The organism is Helicobacter zhangjianzhongii, assembly GCF_030249855.1.
Lineage (GTDB): Bacteria > Campylobacterota > Campylobacteria > Campylobacterales > Helicobacteraceae > Helicobacter_B > Helicobacter_B zhangjianzhongii.
In genome coordinates this window covers 141,948-160,198 of sequence record NZ_JANURN010000005.1, presented here as the reverse complement: position 1 = coordinate 160,198, position 18,251 = coordinate 141,948, and the positions used below count along the sequence as shown (strand labels likewise).

General features: G+C 45.4%; 20 protein-coding genes, 1 tRNA gene and 1 pseudogene. 14 read left to right on the top strand and 8 right to left on the bottom strand.

The window, feature by feature from the left end; all coding sequences use genetic code 11:
- Positions 1-7: 7 nt before the first annotated feature.
- Together dnaJ and NYG90_RS06730 are read left to right on the top strand one after the other, a co-directional pair.
- Positions 8-1,165 carry a molecular chaperone DnaJ gene (gene dnaJ, locus NYG90_RS06735; protein ID WP_285264865.1) on the top strand — a complete coding sequence of 386 codons (1,158 nt, stop codon included), beginning with the start codon at positions 8-10 and terminating at the stop codon, positions 1,163-1,165.
- A 14-nt stretch (positions 1,166-1,179) separates the two neighbouring features.
- Positions 1,180-1,326, top strand: a complete 147-nt coding sequence (locus NYG90_RS06730; RefSeq protein WP_285257207.1) for a hypothetical protein — start codon at positions 1,180-1,182, stop codon at positions 1,324-1,326.
- Positions 1,327-1,415: 89 nt separating this feature from the next.
- Here NYG90_RS06730 and NYG90_RS06725 read toward each other — a convergent pair whose 3' ends face one another.
- The 7 genes from NYG90_RS06725 to NYG90_RS06695 form a co-directional block, all read right to left on the bottom strand.
- The gene (locus NYG90_RS06725; RefSeq protein WP_285264864.1) at positions 1,416-2,549 is read right to left on the bottom strand and encodes an RluA family pseudouridine synthase; all 1,134 of its coding nucleotides are present in this window, start codon (positions 2,547-2,549) and stop codon (positions 1,416-1,418) included.
- A gap of 18 nt (positions 2,550-2,567) precedes the next feature.
- The gene (locus NYG90_RS06720) at positions 2,568-3,119 is read right to left on the bottom strand and encodes a 2-oxoglutarate:acceptor oxidoreductase subunit OorC (RefSeq protein ID WP_285264863.1); all 552 of its coding nucleotides are present in this window, start codon (positions 3,117-3,119) and stop codon (positions 2,568-2,570) included.
- A gap of 2 nt (positions 3,120-3,121) precedes the next feature.
- A complete protein-coding gene (locus tag NYG90_RS06715) occupies positions 3,122-3,952 on the bottom strand; it encodes a 2-oxoglutarate ferredoxin oxidoreductase subunit beta (RefSeq protein WP_115011912.1) in 831 nt (276 codons plus the stop codon).
- A gap of 1 nt (position 3,953) precedes the next feature.
- Positions 3,954-5,078, bottom strand: a complete 1,125-nt coding sequence (locus NYG90_RS06710) for a 2-oxoglutarate synthase subunit alpha (RefSeq protein WP_285264862.1) — start codon at positions 5,076-5,078, stop codon at positions 3,954-3,956.
- Positions 5,079-5,080: 2 nt separating this feature from the next.
- Complete coding sequence (locus NYG90_RS06705) at positions 5,081-5,413, bottom strand: 4Fe-4S dicluster domain-containing protein (RefSeq protein ID WP_115011914.1); 333 nt, start codon at positions 5,411-5,413, stop codon at positions 5,081-5,083.
- 229 nt (positions 5,414-5,642) lie between these two features.
- Positions 5,643-6,749, bottom strand: a complete 1,107-nt coding sequence (gene dxr / locus NYG90_RS06700) for a 1-deoxy-D-xylulose-5-phosphate reductoisomerase (protein WP_285257226.1) — start codon at positions 6,747-6,749, stop codon at positions 5,643-5,645.
- The gene (locus NYG90_RS06695) at positions 6,746-7,756 is read right to left on the bottom strand and encodes a phosphatidate cytidylyltransferase (RefSeq protein ID WP_285257202.1); all 1,011 of its coding nucleotides are present in this window, start codon (positions 7,754-7,756) and stop codon (positions 6,746-6,748) included. The genes dxr and NYG90_RS06695 overlap by 4 nt, the downstream gene beginning before the upstream one ends.
- A gap of 99 nt (positions 7,757-7,855) precedes the next feature.
- On the opposite strand from NYG90_RS06695, the gene hisD reads away from it, so the two are divergent.
- From hisD to NYG90_RS06640, 11 genes and pseudogenes are all read left to right on the top strand, one after another.
- Positions 7,856-9,184: a histidinol dehydrogenase gene (hisD, locus tag NYG90_RS06690; protein WP_285257201.1), complete on the top strand. Its 1,329-nt coding sequence runs from the start codon at positions 7,856-7,858 to the stop codon at positions 9,182-9,184.
- Positions 9,185-9,213: 29 nt separating this feature from the next.
- Complete coding sequence (locus NYG90_RS06685; protein WP_115011918.1) at positions 9,214-9,477, top strand: DUF2018 family protein; 264 nt, start codon at positions 9,214-9,216, stop codon at positions 9,475-9,477.
- Positions 9,478-9,482: 5 nt separating this feature from the next.
- Positions 9,483-9,896: a hypothetical protein gene (locus tag NYG90_RS06680; protein WP_285257200.1), complete on the top strand. Its 414-nt coding sequence runs from the start codon at positions 9,483-9,485 to the stop codon at positions 9,894-9,896.
- Between the two features lie 16 nt (positions 9,897-9,912).
- Positions 9,913-10,857, top strand: coding sequence for a polyprenyl synthetase family protein (locus tag NYG90_RS06675; RefSeq protein ID WP_285257199.1), 945 nt, complete (start codon positions 9,913-9,915; stop codon positions 10,855-10,857).
- Positions 10,857-12,218 carry a glutamyl-tRNA reductase gene (gene hemA, locus NYG90_RS06670; RefSeq protein ID WP_285257198.1) on the top strand — a complete coding sequence of 454 codons (1,362 nt, stop codon included), beginning with the start codon at positions 10,857-10,859 and terminating at the stop codon, positions 12,216-12,218. The genes NYG90_RS06675 and hemA overlap by 1 nt, the downstream gene beginning before the upstream one ends.
- A 9-nt stretch (positions 12,219-12,227) precedes the next feature.
- A pseudogene (gene proS / locus NYG90_RS06665) lies at positions 12,228-13,994 on the top strand (proline--tRNA ligase); the annotation flags it as partial.
- Positions 13,995-14,057: 63 nt separating this feature from the next.
- Positions 14,058-14,357, top strand: coding sequence for a His/Gly/Thr/Pro-type tRNA ligase C-terminal domain-containing protein (locus tag NYG90_RS10600; protein WP_285257225.1), 300 nt, complete (start codon positions 14,058-14,060; stop codon positions 14,355-14,357).
- On the top strand, positions 14,357-14,854 hold the full coding sequence (locus NYG90_RS06655; RefSeq protein ID WP_285257197.1) for an FxsA family protein: 498 nt from the start codon (positions 14,357-14,359) through the stop codon (positions 14,852-14,854). The genes NYG90_RS10600 and NYG90_RS06655 overlap by 1 nt, the downstream gene beginning before the upstream one ends.
- Entirely contained in the window at positions 14,851-15,792 is a 942-nt protein-coding gene (hemC, locus tag NYG90_RS06650; protein ID WP_285264861.1) for a hydroxymethylbilane synthase, read from the top strand. The genes NYG90_RS06655 and hemC overlap by 4 nt, the downstream gene beginning before the upstream one ends.
- Before the next feature lie 133 nt (positions 15,793-15,925).
- Positions 15,926-16,423 (top strand): thiol peroxidase, encoded by a 498-nt coding sequence (gene tpx / locus NYG90_RS06645; RefSeq protein WP_285257195.1) that lies wholly within the window; start codon positions 15,926-15,928, stop codon positions 16,421-16,423.
- Positions 16,424-16,429: 6 nt separating this feature from the next.
- Positions 16,430-16,843 carry a pyridoxamine 5'-phosphate oxidase family protein gene (locus NYG90_RS06640; protein WP_115011926.1) on the top strand — a complete coding sequence of 138 codons (414 nt, stop codon included), beginning with the start codon at positions 16,430-16,432 and terminating at the stop codon, positions 16,841-16,843.
- A 24-nt stretch (positions 16,844-16,867) separates the two neighbouring features.
- On the opposite strand, the gene NYG90_RS06635 is transcribed toward NYG90_RS06640, so the two are convergent.
- Positions 16,868-16,945: transfer RNA gene (locus tag NYG90_RS06635), tRNA-Pro, on the bottom strand.
- 99 nt (positions 16,946-17,044) lie between these two features.
- Here NYG90_RS06635 and NYG90_RS06630 point away from each other — a divergent pair.
- Positions 17,045-18,217: a glutathionylspermidine synthase family protein gene (locus tag NYG90_RS06630; RefSeq protein WP_285257193.1), complete on the top strand. Its 1,173-nt coding sequence runs from the start codon at positions 17,045-17,047 to the stop codon at positions 18,215-18,217.
- Positions 18,218-18,251 lie beyond the last annotated feature (34 nt).

The window sequence follows — 18,251 nt, the reverse complement described above, 5'->3', positions numbered from 1 at the left end:
AGCATATATGGAAGAATTTGACTACTATGAGATTCTAGAGATAGAGCGCACAAATGATAAAGAAGTCATCAAAAAGGCTTACCGCAAGCTAGCCCTAAAATACCACCCCGATCGAAATCCAGATGACAAGAGTGCTGAAGAGCGATTTAAGCAGATCAATGAAGCCTATGAGATTCTAAGCGATGATGAGAAGCGGCAAATCTATGACCGCTATGGTAAAGATGGGCTAGAGCGGCAGGGCAAGGGCTTTAGCGGAGATTTTTCTGGGTTTGGCTCGATATTTGAGGATTTGTTTGGGCAGGCATTTGGCTTTGGCGGTGGGAGAAGAGCTAGGGCTGAGCAGGAGAAATATGACCTTGATTTTTTAATGCGGCTTGATCTTAGCTTCAAAGAAGCTGTTTTTGGCTGTAAAAAATCTATCTCCATTGTCTATAAAACCCCTTGTAATGAGTGCAATGGTAGCGGTAGCGCAGATAAGCAATCAACCACCTGCCCAGACTGCAAGGGCAAGGGACAGGTCTTTATCCAGCAGGGGTTTATGGCATTTGGGCAGACTTGCCCGCGCTGTCAAGGCTCTGGCAATGTCATCACTAATCCTTGCAAAGCCTGCAAGGGAGAGGGCTTTAGCACCAAAAATGAAGAGGTAGAAATCTCTGTCCCAGCAGGCGTGGATAATGAAATGCGCCTACGCATAAGCGGCAAGGGCAATCAAGCAAAAAGTGGAGCTAGGGGGGATTTGTATCTTGTGCTGTATGTGCAAGAAGATAAGCACTTTATCCGTAATGGAAATGATGTGTATATTGAAGTGCCTGTGTTTTTCACACAGATTTTGCTAGGGGCGAAAATCCATATCCCATCACTACGCGGCGAGCCTATCGAGCTAAATCTCCCCCCAAATACAAAAGACAAAGAGCAATTTGTCTTTAGAGATGAGGGGATCGCTGATGTCAATGGCAGGGGCAAGGGTCGCTTGATCGCGCAAGTGTCTATCACTTATCCAAAAACACTTAGCAGTGAGCAAAAGGAGCTTATCCAAAGACTTGATGAGAGCTTTGGCGTGCATAGCAAGCCGTATGAAAACATATTCCAAGAAGCGTTTGAAAAGATCAAAGGCTGGTTTGGCGAGAAAAAGAGCGAGAAAAAGAGCGAGAAAAAGAAAGCTTAAGGAGAAAATAGCTGTTGAGTTTGGGGGATTGGGGGTTTTCCAAAGTGGATTCTAGGGAGGCGGTGTGGATTTTAGAATTTCTAGGACCAGAATCCACTTTTTGTGATTTTATGTCTCTCTTTGTGGATTGCCACGCTTTGCTACCGCAAAGCTCGCAATGACGGAAGGGAGAGTGGATTGCCACGCTTGTTTCACTCGCTCGCAATGACAAGAGATTTTCGCCTCAATATGACAATGTCAAAAGTGGATTCTAGGTTTTACCATTTGGGTATTCGCTAGAATCTAGCCACCACGATGGTGGGTGGGTGGAAAGAGCGTAGGTGGTGTGGTCGTAGCAAAAGTGCAGGCTAAAGGCGTGGAGGCAGAGAGTCTGTGCTAGGAGTGTGTTTCTTGGGCTAGTGTGTAAAGTGGATTCTAGGATTTCTGCTCTTTGGGTGTTTTTACAAGTGGATTCTAGGGGCTTGGCTGTTTTATGAAAAATAACATTTTCCCTAGAATCCACCTTTTTGCCAAAATCCACTTCTTGTAATTTCTGTGTTTTTTGTGCTTGTGCGGCATTGTGTGAAAAAGTGGATTCTAGGGAGACGGTGTGAAAATGCTCTTTGAGTGCGTTTAGGTAAGAATCCGCCACACAATCGCTTGCCCCATAGAGCAAATCGCCGCAAATAGGGTGTCCTATGTGGGCACAATGCAGGCGGATTTGGTGTGTCCTGCCTGTGAGAGGTCTAGCGTGGATATAGGTGCAATTATGCGCTGTGTCGATGTGTATGGGTGTAAGAAGCGTGCGAGAATCTTTCCCCTTATCACTGATACAAGAGCGGATAGAGAGATGCCCTCTTGCGTGCTTATGTGGTGTGTAGATTGGTGCGTCAATAAGAATCTCATCGCACAATATACCCCTGATTTTTGCTAGATAGAGCTTCTCTACTTGCTTGGTGGCTGCAAGATCTTTTAGGGCTTTTTCACTCTGCCTAGTCTTTGCCACAAGGATCGCCCCACTCGTCTCATAATCTAGCCTATGGACTGGCTGAGCTTGCGTGCCGCAAAAATGGCGGATAGAATCTATTAGGCTTTTGTGTGTGAAAGTGCCTTTGGGGTGGGTGAGCAATTTGGCTGGCTTATCAAAAAGGGCAAAATCTTTTGTAGAAAATATTGGAGAGAGCAGCTCACTTTGCGGATAGGTATCCACAAAGCGCGTGAGCCACACTTCGCCACTTATGAGCTGGGATTTGTGGATGGGGGTGTTATCTGGGAGTCGAAATCTAGCTTTATCGATTGTCTTTTGCGCGAGCTTTGGAGGGAAGCCCAAAGTCTTAATGAGAAAGCGCGTGGATTTTATGGGAGCTTGTATAGAGTGTCTCTCGCGGATAAAGGGCATTAGCATTCACCGCAAGAATCCAAACTATGCCATAGCATTTTTAGCGTATTGCTCACCTAGCTCAAATGCCTTTTTATTTAGCTCTACAACTTTTGCTGGCACTTTTGAAATCATCGTTTCATAGACCAAATCTCTATCAACGCATTGCGTGAAAGCCACCGTTACGCCAAGGGCTACGACTGATTGGGTAACGACATTGCCAACTTCTTCTTTGGCGATGGTAATGATAGGTATCTCATAGATTTTAAAATGCTTTTTATCTTCAGCACTAGGGGTAACAAGATTTGGCTCAACAACAATAACACCGCCTTGTTTCACGCCATTTTTGAACTGATCATAGCTCACTTGTGCAGTGGAGAGCATAAAATCAATATGCCCTTCATTGGCATAAGGATAGAGAATCTCCTTAGAATCTAGCAAAATATCTACCTTGGTAGGACCACCACGCACCTGTGAAGTATAAGTAGAAGCTTGTATGCCATAGCCACCCGCGTGGATTCTGGACTCTGCAAGAATCTCACCCGCTAGCAAAACACCCTGTCCGCCAACACCCGTAAATCGTAGTTCAGCTTCCATTCTTAATGCCCTCCTTTTTGTGCTTGTGCTTTTTCAATCACGCCCTCATACGCGCGGCAATATTCAATCCTGCTTGTATCGTGCTTTAGTATTCCTGTTGGGAATTTACCTACCTTTTCTTCTTCACTTAGCTCATCGTATTTGCGTTTGCTAATCGTGCGGGATTCTATCCATTTGAGTGTTTGCACTGCTTCGCCCATTTTGTTTTTACGCCCAAGATTGATATGGCAGTTGCTATGAATGTCAAAGAAGCTAAATCCCTCGTGTTTGAAGCCTTCATAGAGCACTTTTTCAATCTTTTTGGGATCAAGCACGGATTCTCTAGCGACAAATGTCGCACCTGCTGCATCGACAAGCTTACACGGATCAAAGCTATTTTCGATATTGCCAAATTGCGCTGTTACAGTCCACATACCTTGCGGCGTAGTAGGAGAAGTTTGAGAGTTTGTAAGTCCATAGATAAAGTTATTGACAAGGACATAATTTAGATCGATATTGCGTCTGCTGGCGTGGATTGTGTGATTTCCACCAATGGCAAGCGCATCGCCATCGCCACTTACGACAATGACATGCTTTTTAGGGTTGGCAAGCTTGATCCCTGTGGCATAGGCAAGAGCCCTGCCGTGTGTAGTATGCACAGTGTTACAATTGACATAAGAGCTCATTCTCCCACTACACCCAATCCCACTTACCAAGCATACATCATCCATTTTCCAGCCCAAAGCATCGATTGTGCGGATGATTGATTTTAAAATAACGCCATCGCCACAGCCCCAGCACCAAAGTGTAGGCATTTTATCCACGCGCAAGTATTCATCGTAATTAAAAGCCATTTTACATCTCCTTAATTCTATCGATAATTTGTGTAGGCGATATGCTGCGCCCATTAGCCTGTCCCATAAACTCTACTTTGCGCTCAAGGATACGCTCAATTTCTTCTAAATACTGCCCTTTGTTTAGCTCGATCACAAGGATTTTTTTGTAAGTTTCTCCAAGCTGCTTGAGTCTTGTCTTAGGACTTGGCCAAAGAGTAATCGGGCGGAATAATCCTACTTTTTTACCCATTTTCTTTAGCTCAATCATCGCTTCTTTGACTGATAGTGCCGTAGAGCCATAGGCGATGATAGCAATCTCTGCCCCCTCTAAATCAAGCTCTTCATTTTGGCAGATATAGGACTCTTTAGACTCGATTTTATTATAAAGTCGATCGATCAAAGCCTGCCCCATTGTCGCATCTTCTGTGGGGAAGCCTAGTGGTCCGTGGTGAAGTCCTGTGATGTGGTAGCGATAGCCTTGGAAAAATGGATTCAAAATCGCCCCTTCATCAGGCTTGACATCATAGGGCTGATAGCTCTTGGGGTCGCCTGTAAAAGTGCGGCGATTGATAATGCTTTTTTGCACCTCTTCAATATCTGGAATATAGGTTTTGCCATACATATGCCCGATAGTTTCATCAAGGAGCAAAAATACAGGAGTCATCAGCTCTTCTGCAAGATTAAAAGCACGGATTGTTTGCGTGTAAGATTCTTCAAGATTGCCCGGCGCAATAGCGACAGACTTAAAATCCCCGTGTGTGGGGTGCTTCAAAAACCCTACATCACCTTGCGCCACGCGTGTAGGCATACCTGTTGATGGACCTGAGCGCATAACATCAGCGATCACCAAAGGCACTTCCGCCATAAAGCCAAGCCCGATTTGCTCCACCTTTAGCGAGATCCCCGGACCAGAGCTACCTGTCATAGATTTTACCCCACTCATCGAGGCACCAAGCGCAGCGCAAATCCCGCTAATCTCATCTTCCATTTGGATAAAGTGTCCATCGTTTTTAGGGAGAAGCACGCTCATCTCGTGCATAATATCAGAAGATGGTGTGATAGGGTATCCACCATAAAAACGACAGCCCGCATCAATTGCGGCTTTTGCTACAAGCTCATTGCCACCAGAAATTACCTCTCGCATACTTACTTCCTTTGTGTATTGATATGTAAAGCCATAAAGTTATTGCTACGCACCTTTTGCGCTCTCTCTTGCGCTTCGGGGGTGATTTTGGCGAATTTAAACTCTTTCCTATCAGCGACATAAATCGCAAAATCAGGGCAGTGAAGCTCACACTCTTGACAGCCTATACAGCTCTCAGGATGCGCTACTTCAATCACCTTGCCCAAAACTTTATGGGGATCTAGGCGCATACCAAGCACACCAGCAGGACATAGCGATACACAAATATCACAAGCCTTGCAACGCGCCTCATTGACCCAAACAGGAGTTTGACTAGGGGCAACCATATTTGACATATTCTCTCCTTTAGGAAGCTTTATGAAACTTTGATAAACCAAAATACCAGCACTAGAATCTAGCCTTGCTAGAAGTCCTATCTAGAATCTTGAACGCGTGCAAGTTTGATATAAAACAACTTAAATATCCCTTTATTTTTTGATTTTGGTAAAAAATTTTTTTACTTCTAAGCCTAATAAGCAAAACACAATTACATAGTAAATATATAAAGAATAGGATTCTAGAAATTTAGGATATGCGAGATTGGATTAGCTCATCGCACCACGCACGCACTTGGGCATCAAGCGAGGCAATCGCGTGATAAGAATCTAGCTCTGTAAGCCTAGGGGCAAATACACTAAGGGCTTGTTCTACAATCTCACTCAATGCGCCAAATTTGATCCTATCTTGCAAAAAATGCGCGATGGCTTGCTCATTGCTTGCATTGACAATCACGCCAAGCTTTGGATCCTCTAGCAGCATATCTTTAAGTCCATAAAGCGGATAGCGATCAAGCCCAATAGGATCAAATCGTATCGATAAAATCTGGGATAAATCCATAGGGGGTATGATAGCAGTTGCCGCAGCTTTTATAGGATCGATCGCATAGGCAATAGGCAAGCGCATATCCGGCAAAGCAAAATGCGCAGTCGTGCTACCATCGACAAACTCTATAAGCGCATGCACGCTTGAGCTTCGCTCGATAAAGGCTTCAATCTCCTTGTAGCCAAAGAGCCAATACGCCTCTAAGATCTCAAAAATCTTATTCATCATACTTGCAGAATCTATGGTGATCTTCTGCCCCATTTGCCAATTTGGGTGCTTGAGTGCGCTAGATTTTGTTTGCTCTTTGATAGCGTGGATAGGAGTATCGCGGAATGCCCCTCCACTAGCTGTGATGACAAGTCTCCTTATCGCGCGATTTGTATGCAAATACCATAAGCCAAAATGCTCACTATCAATGGGCGTAATTGCTTTAGTATCAAGCAGCCAGCCCCCTGCGACAAGGGATTCTTTATTAGCAAGGGCTAGAGTCTTTTTGCAATATTGCGTATGCAGTGATGGCTTAAGCCCAGCAAAGCCCACAATGGCATTTATCACCAAAGAAGATGATGCTATCTCTAGCATTTCACAAATCCCATCTCCACCCACAAATACCCTAGCCCCCCTAGCCTCCAAGCCTCCTAGATCACGCTCATCAGCGATAGCGACAAACTTTGGGCGATAAGTAGCGATCTGCTGATTAAGCAAGGAGATATTGCGCCCTGCAGCAAGAGCTTCTACTTCACGAGAAAATGCGCTAGCAATCTCTAGTGCCGCTACACCAATAGACCCCGTGCTACCTAAGACAATCACAGCAGTCCCGCATCTAAAATCGAGCATTTAGTGCAGGCAAACTCATCAAAAAACATTAAGACAAAATGCATTCCAACAGCACCAAACAACACCGCATCAAAGCGATCTAAGATCCCGCCGTGTCCGGGCAAGATCGCGCCAGAGTCTTTAACCTCTGCCCTGCGTTTAAGATAGCTTTCATACAAGTCGCCAAACACCCCACAAAGCGCGACAAACAAGCTCAAAGCAATCGCAAGGAAAAAGTGCGTATTAAGCATTAAAATCCCAGCAATACTACCGATGACCACCGCCACCGCTAGCCCGATAATCACCCCTTCTAAAGTCTTTTTAGGGCTTGTTGGGCTAAAGGGTGTTTTCCCAAAGATTCTGCCACCAAAATATGCCCCTATATCGCATAATGCCACGATCAAGATCAGCCACACCACGCGCAGCACACCAAAATCCACATACACACTATACAATGCTAAAAATGGCAAAGTTGGGTAGAGAAATGGCAGGATAGATTTTGGGCTAAGGTGTTGTTTATAGGCTACTACGCTTGCTAGAATGATACAGGCTATAAGAGCAGATTCTATGGGGCGTGCGCTGAAAAATGCTAGAATCCAAACGCCCACTGCAAGGGCATAAAGCCACAAATTTTCTTCAAGTTTATATAGGCTAAGAGATTCTCTAAAGCTTAGCATAAACGCCACGCCAAGCACCGCCCAAATCACAAGAGCGTTGTTCCAAATAAGCAAAATCGCAATGCCCGCGACAAGTAGCGCAGCCGTGATATAGCGCGCACTCTCACTTGCGAATTTCTCCTTAGCTAAGTGCAATCGCCCAGTGTGCGTGCTAGCGTGGGCATTAGAAGTCTGCGTAGTAGAATCCACATATTCCTCGCTAGCTGGGCTGGATTGTGCATTAGACCCTACATTAGACCCTATATTAGATTCCACATTAGATTCTGGCATATCAGGCTGCTGCTTGGCTGGCTGGTTGAGTGATTGATCATTTGGCTGCTCCATTGGCTACTCCTATATTTTACGAGATCAAAGCATTTTGTATTATAGCAATACACTTGCAATGATTGTGTATAATGTCGCATATTTGTTTTGGAGTTGTTGATGATTGCGACATTACACACAAGCCAAAGTGGCTTTACTCAAGCATTTCAAGCTATCCTTAATAGAGGGCAAGAAGATTTACAAAATGCCCAAAGTATTGTGCTGCCATTGCTAAATGAGATCCGCACACAAGGGCTAGAAGCTTTGCTAGCGCAAGTGGCGCGATTTGATGGCTTTGCTCCCAAAAATCTAGCCGATCTTGTAATTACACAAGAAGAGTGTAAAAGCGCGTATGAAAAACTGGATTCTAAGACAAAAGAAGCCCTACATATCGCCTATGATAGAATCCACGCATTTCACACAAAGCAGAAGCAAAAATCGTGGTTTGATAGCGATGAGCACGGCTCTATACTTGGGCAAATTTATACGCCCATAGATCGCGCTGGGCTTTATATCCCCGGTGGGAAAGCTGCTTACCCAAGCTCTGTGCTTATGAATGCTATCCCAGCACTTGTAGCAGGGGTGCGTGAGATCATTGTCTGCACGCCCACACCACAAGGCTATGCAAATCCACTATTGCTAGCAGCCTTGCATATTTGTGGCATTACAGATATATATCGCGTAGGTGGGGCTAGTGCGATAGGGGTATTTGCATACGGATTGCACGAAAAAGGGCAGCAGATTATGCCCAAAGTTGATGTGATCAGCGGACCGGGCAATGTCTTTGTCGCCACGGCAAAAAAGCTTGTCTTTGGGCAAGTGGGGATTGATATGATCGCAGGACCAAGCGAGATTGCTATCATCGCGGATTCTAGTGCTAATCCTGCATATATCGCTAGGGATTTGCTCTCCCAAGCCGAGCACGATGAAATGGCTAGCTCCTTGCTCTTTACCACAAGTAGCGATCTAGCCAAGCAAGTAGCAAACAAGCTAGCAGAGCTTCTCCCAAGCTTGCCAAAATCCGCTATCGCCACAGCTTCTATACAAAATCGCGGTGCTATTATCATCTGCAAAGACTTGCAAGAAGCCATAACACTCTGCAATGACCTAGCTCCAGAGCATTTAGAGCTATTGTTTGATAATGCTTTCACATATTTGCCAAAGATCAAGCACGCAGGAGCGATATTTCTCGGTGCAAATACACCAGAAGCTATAGGAGACTATCTCGCAGGACCAAATCACACACTCCCTACAGGAGGAAGCGCGAAGTTTTTCTCCCCGCTTAGTGTCGATACTTTTATGAAAAAAAGCTCATTGATCGCCTTTAGTCAGCAGGGCATTAACGCACTTGCTAAGCCTTGTGCGCATTTAGCAGAGCTTGAAGGGCTTGTAGCACACAAGCTCTCTGTCCTAGAGCGTGTGGCACCGCACGCCAGCCATCAAAAGTAGATCTAATACAATCTTTACAAGGAGTGATTATGTGGGAAGAATGGAATGATTTAGAAGTGCTAGCAGGAGATCCTGTGCAAAAATGGAGCGATATTGTGCTGCACGCTTCACCGACACTTGCGAAAAAAGAGCTTGATAGGCTGCTAGAGCTTTTGGCGATCTATGAAGTAGCATTTGAAGAGAGCGGGGCTGATTTGCGGAAGTTTATCCACACACATAAAGAAGCCATAGAAGCGCAAAAGCGCAATATCGCCATAGAATCTAGCGCGAAAATCCTAAGCGAAAACGAATAGCACAAATGCTACAAGTGGGGATTTGTCGCTATTTTTGCGCGCTTTTCATTGCCTTGGCACTAGGTGTGCAAGCCTATGGAGCAAAGCCTGCTTGGGATATGCAAGAGCAGCTATCGTTGAAAAAGGATGAGATCTATACGCAAGAGTTTTTGCTCTTGGGCGTGCCTAAAACACTTAAGCTTTATTGGACTTTGTATAAAAACTATGGGCTTGTGGTGCATTTGCAATATGATAGATTCCCATATCAGTTTGTGCTTTATACAGATTATAAGCGAAAAAGTTTTACACTTCCACTCTCGCAAGGTCAAGACATTGATAAAACAGCCTATTTACTTCTTAGTTTTCAAGATTTTGATGAGCAAGAGAAAATAGCCCAGCTTGGACTCTTTATAATGCTCCCTAAAAAATCACCAAACTAAGCCCAAAGGACTGCTAATGAGCAAGGACACTACAACACTAAACGAGCAAGCAATCTTACAAGCCATACAAAATCGCACAAATACTTGGATAAACGAGCAAGATTGTGTGCATATTAGCTCTATGTATGCAGCAATGAGTCAGGGTAAGATGCTACGCTCAAAGCTGATCCTAGCCATCACTGCCAAGCATTTTTCTACACATCAGCAAGCCATCATCGACCTTTGCGCCATTATCGAGCTTATCCAATGCGCTTCTTTACTGCACGATGATGTGATAGACTCTGCTACTTCTAGGCGCAATCGCCCTAGTATCAATGCGCAATTTGGCGATAAAAATGCCATTATGCTAGGCGATGTGCTATATAGCAATGCCTTTGTCAAGCTCTGCGACTTCTCTCCTAAAATCGCCCGCTGTGTAGCCCAATCTGTCAGCCTGCTATCAAAAGGCGAGATTGAAGATGTCGCTTATAGCAAGGAGTTTCAGCCAAGCCTAGAAATCTACTACCAAATCCTAGCTGATAAAACTGCCTCTCTCATTTCCGCAAGCGCACAGGCAGCGGCTTTGCTTGTAGGGCTTGATGATAATGCCTATAAGCAATATGGACATAATCTAGGTATGGCATTTCAAATTGTCGATGATATTTTAGACATCACCCAAGATGAGCAGACCCTAGGCAAGCCCGCGATGAATGACATCAAAGAGGGCAAAAGCACTCTGCCCTATATCTTGCTCTATCACAAACTGGATTCTAGCGCAAAAGAGTCATTCCTGCGTGCCTTTACTCGCGCAAGCGATGAAGACATAGCTCAAATCAAGCAGCTTTTACACACATATTCTATCATCACTCACGCCAAGCAAATCGCCAATGACTTTATCCATAATGCCCTAGAATCTATCGCTAGTGAGCAAAACACCGCGCTAGAATCTATCGCCAAAGCCCTTATTGAAAGGACGCACTAATGCCAGCCCACTATCTCTCCCTAAGCTTCTCGCACAAAAGCACGCCCATAACCTTGCGCGAGAAGCTTGCCCTACCCCAAGATAGAATCCAGCCATTTGTCAAATCTCTGCGCGACACTATCCCAAGCCTGCAAGAAGTGCTACTCCTTAGCACCTGCAATCGCGTGGAATTCTATCTCTACACGCGCGCACCGCAAGAATGCATAGTTGCCGTGCTAAATCTCTTTGCCCAAGAGCTTGGGCTTACGCTACACACGCTAGAATCCCACTGCCAAAGCGCGCTTGATGAAGAAGCCGTGCATCATATCTTTAGCGTGGTAAGCGGGCTTGATAGCATTGTGCTAGGGGAGACGCAAATTGTAGGGCAGATGAAAGAAGCCTATAAAGCGTGCTTTGAGCTAGGAGCGTGCGGACAGGAGATCACACGGCTTATGCACTTTGCTTTCCGCACAGCTGCCAAAGTCCGCACACAAACCACCATTGCCAAAACTTCTCTTTCTATAGCCTCTATCGCGGTGAAAAAAGCCCTAGAATCCACCCCAAAATCCGCGCTTGTCATAGGAGCTGGAGAGATGGCGCAGCTTGCGACTAGACATTTACTAGATTCTGGCGTAGCAGTATGTATAAGCAATCGCAGCAGCAATCGCGCCATTAGCTTTGCTACTACACTTTTGCAAGAGAGGAAAATCACAAATATCGCTCATATCACCCCAGATACTCCGCTAAATACGCTAGATCCTAGTGCGCTTCACTTGCTTGAGTTGGAGAATCTCCCAGCAATGTTGAATGATTTTGAGATTATCATCAGTGCCACAAGTGCGCAAGAGCCCATTATCTATAAGCAAATGTGTGCTAGCAGAGAGTATAAGCGGCTATGGTTTGATCTAGCAGTCCCTAGAGATATACAATCCACTTGCGCAGAGTGTGGCATAGAGGTGCTATGTGTCGATGATTTGCAGCAAGTCATACAAGAAAACCGCGCACTCAAAAAAACCCAAGCCCACCAAGCCTATGGGCTTATAGGCGTGGCTGTGGTGGAGTATTTCCACTGGCTACAAAGCCTTGATGTCTTGCCACTTATCAAATCTATGCGCGAGCAGGCAAAGCAAGCTTCTATACAAGAAGTCGCCCGCGCGGTGAAAAAGGGCTATCTCCCCAAAGAGCAAGAAGAAGAAGTGCTTAGGATCTTGCACAATGCTTTTAATGTCTTTTTGCACAATCCCACGCTTAATCTCAAAGAGCTCTCCCACCACAAAGAGGGAGATACCATTATCCAAGCATTGCAAAAAGTCTTTACGCAAAATGATAAGCCAAAGCTTTTAGACCGCTATAAATGCGAGTATGATGATATATCTTTATAAGGAGTTTTTATGCTGCAATCTCGCCTACTAATCCCCACAAGCAAAGAAACCCCAAAAGATGCCGTGCTAAAAAGCCACAAGCTCCTTGTGCAAGCAGGCTATATCCACCAAAGTGGCAGTGGGATTTATAGCTTGCTACCACTTGGCAAGATCGTCTTAGATAAAATCGCTAATGTCGTGCGCAAGCAAATGAACAAAGCCGGGGCGCAAGAAGTGCTATTAAGCTTTATAACCCCGGCGGAGCTGTGGCAAGAATCTGGGCGATATGAGTTCTATGGTAAGGAGCTTTTGCGCTTTAAAGATCGCAAGGATAATGAGTTTGTCCTAGCACCAACACACGAAGAGAGTATCACAGAGCTTGTGCGCTCTTATGTCAAATCCTACAAAGCCCTCCCGCTTAATCTCTATCAAATCCAGCTGAAATTCCGCGATGAGCTGCGCCCGAGATTTGGGCTTTTGCGCACGCGAGAATTTCTTATGAAAGATGCATATAGCTTCCATAGCTCTAAAGAGGACTTGATCAAAGAATTTGACAATATGTATCACGCATATAGCGCGATTTTTAGTGAGCTAGGGCTGGAGTTCCGCTCGGTAGAAGCGGATTCTGGGGCGATTGGCGGAAGTGGCAGCAAGGAGTTTATGGTGCTAGCAGATTCTGGTGAAGATACGCTTGTAGTCTGCACACAATGTAGCTATGCTGCAAATGTAGAAGCTGCCAAACGCGCCAAAAGAGTGGGTCCAGACTCTGCGCCTAAGGCACAATTTGCTCGCTTCCCTACGCCAAATGTCAAAACTATCGATGATGTATGTGCGCTGTTTCATATTAGCCGGTATTATGCACTCAAAGCAGTGGTAAAGGCTTATACCATCTCTGGGGATTCGGCTTTGGGTGAGCAATGCGGCAGTGTTGCGGATTTTGTGAAAGGCACGGACGGGGAGTCCGCTAACCTTCCCCAAAATCCGCAAAGCTCCCACAGCCCCACCGCAACTCCTAGAATCCTTGAAGAAGACAATCAGGGCGATTTTGAAAAATCTGCTTCATCGTCATTGCGAGCTTTGCGTAGCAAAGCGTGGCAATCCACACAAACAAAGACACAAAACCTAGAATCCACTTTTTCACACAATGCCGAAAAATCACAAAGCGCAGCTTCTTTAAAAAAAGTGGATTCTAGGGAAAACGCCAAAGGGGGTCTATCGACACAGCGCGGCGAAGAAACCCACGATTTATCGCGCAAAGCCGAATCCACCAACCAAAATGTGGTGAAAAAATTTGCCGTTTTTTTCTTGCGCGGTGATGATGTGCTAGAAGAAACCAAAGCCCTAAATGCCCTGCGTGCTAATGGCTATCAAGCTTTAGAGCTACTTGATGCAAGCACACAAGAGCTAGAATCTCTAGGGCTTATAGCAGGCAGTATTGGTGCGGTTGGGATTAGTGCGATTATGGGCGATGCGCCTGTGATTTTTGATGAAGATTTACGCGATGGCAGGGATATTATCTGTGGTGGCAATGAAAAAGACACGCATATCGTAGGGGTGGATTTTAGCGAGTTTGCCAATATGGTGTATGCGCCATTGTGCGCTGTGCGAGAGGGTGATATATGTGCAAGCTGTGGTGGGACACTCATACATAAAAAAGGCATAGAAGTAGGACATATCTTCCAGCTAGGTGATAAATACTCAAGCGCACTCAAAGCACAATATCTTGACCAAGACTCGCAATCAAAGCCCTTCATAATGGGCTGCTATGGGATCGGGATCTCGCGCTTGCTGCCTGCTATCTTAGAGCAAAAAGCTGATGAGAAAGGCTGTGTATGGAGCAAGGCTAGTGCGCCGTTTTCTGTGCAAATCATCATCGCAAATACCAAAAACGAGCAGCAATCGCGCTATGCCTTAGAGCTGTATCAAGCCTTGTTGGCAAAGGGTGTGGCGGTGTTGTGTGATGATAGGGACTTGCGCTTTGGGGCAAAAATGGCGGATTTTGAGCTAGTGGGCGCGGCATTGTATGGGATAGTTGTAGGCAAGGGACTAGAATCCAATGTGATAGAGTGTATTACGCGCGATAGATTGCAGAAGCAAGAGCTAGAAGCTAATGATATACAAGCAGTGTGTGCGGCTATTATAGAGCGATTGGAGAAATAATGCGTGCGATTGCCTTTTGGGTTATTTTGGGATATATAGTGTTAGAGATTATTGGGCTTAGTCTATTTGTCGAGCGTTTTGGGCTAGTGCTTGGGGTAATGGAGGTGTTTTTCTCCGCTGGCTTTGGGCTATGGCTATTGCGCAAAGCACTAGCGCAAATGGGAATGCTAGCGTTATTTGGGCAAAAAGATATTTTTAGCCTTTTGCGTAGTGGTATGTTTAGTAGTATTGGGGCAGTGCTTTTGATTATCCCCGGGATTTTTAGCGATATTATTGGCGTGGTTTTGGTGCTTTGGGGACTGCTCCCGTCCCACAAAACTAAGCAATCTCCCTACGACCAAAACACGCAAGCCCAATACCAAAAAGACTTTGGCGAGTATTTTGCTAATGCGCACAATCCAAAAACACGGCAAGAAGATGAAATCATCGATGTAGAGGTGATAGAATCCACCCCAAGCTCCGTTGCTAGCCAGAAGCAATCAAGGAGCAATCAATGAAAAAGCTAGTCATCGGCACAAGAGGGAGTGCGCTAGCTTTGTGGCAAGCCCGCTATATCCAAGATCGCCTATTGCAAGAATGCGGAGTAGAATCTCGCTTAGAAATCATCAAAACCAAGGGCGATAAAATCCTTGATGTCCCCCTTGCAAAAATCGGTGGCAAAGGGCTTTTTACCAAAGAATTAGAAGAGCAGCTTCTCACAAGACAAATCGATCTAGCCGTGCATTCACTCAAAGATGTCCCCATCGATCTCCCAGAATCCTTGGTGCTTGCTTGTATCACGGAGCGTGAAGATGTGCGGGACTGCTTTGTAAGCTACACCTACCCCACCCTAGACTCTCTCCCTAAAAATGCCAAAGTCGGCACCACTTCCTTGCGCCGAAGTATGCAGCTTAAGGCTAGGCGTGCGGATATTGCTTGCCTATCTTTGCGTGGCAATATCCAAACGCGTCTAAGCAAGCTAGAATCCGGCGAGTTTGATGCCATAATCCTAGCCTATGCTGGACTAAAGCGACTTAATATCACGCATATCCCCTACATAGTGCCACTAAGCACGACAGAGATGATCCCAGCTATGGGGCAAGCAGCTCTAGGGATAGAGTGTAGGGCTAGCGATAGTGCATTACACGCGATCTTAGAGAATCTTGCGTGCAAAAAGACCGCGCTTTGCACACAGGCAGAAAGAGCGTTTATCAAAGTGCTTGAAGGTGGATGTCAAGTGCCTATTGGCGTGCATTGCACACTTATAGGAGAGATAGAGACAGGCAAGGTGCAAATCAGTGCCATAATAGGTCTGCCTGATGGCAGTAATATCCTGCAAGAATCCCTAAGTGCTAGCACGCAAGAAGCAGACATTTGTGCTAAGGAGCTAGCCCATAAGCTTATCGCCAAAGGTGCTAGACAGATCCTAGCTAAAGCGCAGCAGTTTTTTGGTTAGGGCGACTTGGGCAGTGCAAAGCTTCCTAAAAGCGCGTATAGGCAAATAGCATTAGCCCATATTGTGCCTTAATATTCTTTAGACTATAATCACGCTTCTCTAATTATAGAGATACACAACACAAAGGATAACTATGGAAGTGAAATTTAAAGGCTCTCCAGCCAAATTAAGCGCAAATACAATCAAGCTCGGCGATACCGCCCCACAGGTCAAGCTCATCGCCAAAGACTTATCGCAAGTAGAAGTAGGCGGAGCTAGCGGAAGCTATCAAATCATCAATGTCGTGCCAAGCCTTGATACAGGCGTATGTGCGACACAAACGCGTAAGTTTAATGAGACAGCAGCAAGGCTAGCAAATGCAAAAGTGTATGTTGTATCTTTGGATTTGCCCTTTGCTCAAGGGCGATTTTGCAGCACAGAAGGGATCGAGAATCTAACCACACTCAGTGATTTTGCAAACAAAGATTTCGGCAAAGCCTATGGCGTGATCCTAGAATCTTCCCCTCTTGCTGGGCTACTGACTCGCGCGGTGATTGTCGTTGATCCTAGCGGTAAGGTCTCTTATGTAGAAGTGTGTGAAGAGATCACAAATGAGCCAGATTACGACAAAGCCCTTGCAAGCATTAAGTAGGGCGCAATGGATCTTACACTGGTAGAAATAGGCAAGATTCTAGATCTTGGGGCGTTTTATCTTGGCACAAAGGGCACTTGCGGGAATCCACGCGTGCGCCCTATGCGCTCTAATATCGTGCATAATGGCAAGCTATACATCGGCACTACGCCTAGCAAAAATCTCTACAAACACATCACACAGCATAGTGGCGTGGAGATTTGCATAAGCACAGCAGATATTCTAGCACTTCGTGTGCGTGGAGAAGCTAGAGTGGTCAATCATATCGACGCCAAAGAAGCCCTTATGGCAAAGTATGATCGCATAGCAAAGGTGTTTGATAGCAACCCCAATCACCCGGATTTCGCAATTTTCTACCTTGAAAATATCAGCGCGAGATTGCAAGACTTTGATGGCAATGTTTTTACTTATAAAGAGTAAGAGAGATAAAGCATAAAAGACAAGTGGTCGGAGTAGCGGGATTCAAACCCACGACCTCACCCACCCCAAGGGTGCGCGCTAATCAGGCTGCGCCATACTCCGCTACAAATCCCTAAAGATTTGCAAACGCGCATTATAATGCACTTTTCTTTTATCATCGCTTAAAAATGCTATGATATATCTTCTATCCAAAGGACAATTATGCACATCATACCACTTACCCCAATCAACAAGCAAGCCCTAGAATCCATAGGTCTTAGCTGGCATACCGATCGCGACACTACGGATTATATCGCGCCAGAAATGGTAGAGATCACCCAAGAAGAAGCAGAGAGATTCTACAATGCAGGCAATGAGCTCTATGAGATGTTTTGCGAAGCGGGGCAGTATGTCATTGATAATAACTTATTTTTTGACCTAGATATACCCGTATCGCTTATCCCTATGATCAAGCAGAGCTGGGAGCAAGAGGTGCATTGGCATTTATATGGGCGATTTGACTTTGCTGGGGGGCTTGATGGGCTGCCATTAAAGCTGCTTGAGTTTAATGCCGACACCCCTACAATGCTCTATGAAAGCGCGGTTATCCAATGGGCTATGCTTAAGGCTAATGGGCTTGATGAAAACGAGCAGTTTAATAATATCTATGAAGCACTGCAAGAAAATTTTAAGCGCATTATCACGCTTGGGGCAGATACAAGCCGATTTAGCGAGATTTATGAGGGCTGGAAGATACTCTTTAGCTGTGTGAGTGGCAATGATGAAGAAGAGCGCACGACCAGATTTTTACAAGAGATCGCTAGGAGTGCGGGCTTTGAGACGGAGTTTGCCTATATTGATGAAGTGCGGTTCTCCCAAGATCAAGGGGTGTTTTTTAATGAGTGCAATTATGAATTTTTATTTAAGCTGTTGCCGTGGGAGAGTATCGCTATCGATGAGCCAGAGCTAGCTATGCTTATGCGCTCTATTATGGAGAGCAAGGCTGGGATTTTCCTAAACCCAGCCTATACGCTACTTTTCCAAAGTAAAAGAATGCTAAAAATCCTATGGGATCTCTTCCCCAATCACCCCTTGCTGCTAGAATCCAGTTTTGAGCCACTACAAGGCAAGGCGCAGGTGAGCAAGGCTAGCTTTGGCAGAGAGGGACAGGGGATAGAGATTTTTGATGAAAGTAGCCAGATCATAGCGCAAAACACTAGCGAGTATCAAAACTGCAAGAGAGTCTATCAAGCCTACCACGAGCTAAACAAAAATGGCGAGTTCTACTATCAGCCAAATGTGTTTTTCGCCTATGAGTCGTGCGGGCTGGGATTCCGCAAGGGCGGACTGATTTTAGATAACTATGCAAAATTTGTGAGCCATAGTATCCGCTAGAATCCACTTTTTACACTAGCGGTGTTGTTTTCTA